This is a genomic window from Algoriphagus aestuariicola (assembly GCF_017254835.1).
Taxonomy (GTDB): Bacteria; Bacteroidota; Bacteroidia; order Cytophagales; family Cyclobacteriaceae; genus Algoriphagus; species Algoriphagus aestuariicola.
This window is the reverse complement of sequence record NZ_JAFKCW010000016.1, coordinates 1-598: the sequence shown is the minus strand read 5'-3', so window position 1 is coordinate 598 and position 598 is coordinate 1. Positions and strand designations below refer to the sequence as shown.

1 rRNA gene is annotated in these 598 nt (G+C 54.2%); it reads right to left on the bottom strand.

The annotated features are described in order from the left end of the window. Window positions 1-192 precede the first annotated feature (192 nt). Window positions 193-598: ribosomal RNA gene (locus tag J0A67_RS22580) — 16S ribosomal RNA — on the bottom strand; the annotation flags it as partial.

Sequence of the window (598 nt, the reverse complement as noted above, 5' to 3'; positions counted from 1 at the left end):
GCTTATCACGTCCTTCCTCGCCTCTGAGAGCCTAGGCATCCCCCGTGCGCCCTTAATCACTTACTTCTACTTGTACTATCGCTAGTACTTCTGTTACAATCTCTACTTCAATATGTCAATGAACTTGTCCTCTGCTTTCAGAGAAATGTGAAACGTGTAAAAGAGAAAGCCGAGGGGCAGGAATCTTTCCAGAAAGGAGGTGTTCCAGCCGCACCTTCCGGTACGGCTACCTTGTTACGACTTAGCCCCAGTTACCGGTTCTACCCTAAACGGCTCCTATCCGGTTACCGCCTTCAGGTCTACCCGACTTCCATGGCTTGACGGGCGGTGTGTACAAGGTCCGGGAACGTATTCACCGCGCCATGGCTGATGCGCGATTACTAGCGATTCCAGCTTCACGGGGTCGAGTTGCAGACCCCGATCCGAACTGAGACGCACTTTTAGAGGTTGGCATCCTGTTGCCAGGTAGCTACCCGCTGTATGCGCCATTGTAGCACGTGTGTCGCCCTGGGCGTAAGGGCCATGATGACTTGACGTCGTCCCCTCCTTCCTCTCTGCTTGCGCAGGCAGTCTGTCTAGAGTCCCCACCTTGACGTGC